Annotated in this window: 1 protein-coding gene; it reads right to left on the bottom strand. The window is 30.7% G+C overall.

Annotated elements, in window-relative coordinates:
• On the bottom strand, positions 1-195 hold a 195-nt coding region (locus R0J92_RS27240; protein WP_411053980.1), incomplete at its 3' end, for a hypothetical protein.
• Positions 196-231 lie beyond the last annotated feature (36 nt).

Genomic DNA, 231 nt, shown 5'->3' with positions numbered 1-231 from the left:
ATCAGCTTCTTTGATATCAATCTGATCTTCAGCATCTTCAATTAATTTCAAAAAAAGCTGATAGTCTTGCTCAGAAAATAAATATAAAGAGGTTTGGTCTGAACGTTGAATCAGGGTTGGCTCAGAATCAGGTTTAATTTCTTCTAAAAGTTCTACTAACTTTTCTCTAATTTGTTCTGAAGCAAGATTAATCATAGTTTTTACTATTCCTAATTTCTGGCTACATTATAG

Source organism: Tritonibacter sp. SIMBA_163 (genome assembly GCF_046535935.1).
In the GTDB taxonomy this organism is placed as follows: Bacteria; Pseudomonadota; Alphaproteobacteria; order Rhodobacterales; family Rhodobacteraceae; genus Epibacterium; species Epibacterium scottomollicae.
Note: the sequence above shows the minus strand (reverse complement) of the source record. Positions and strands in the feature narration are given on the sequence as shown.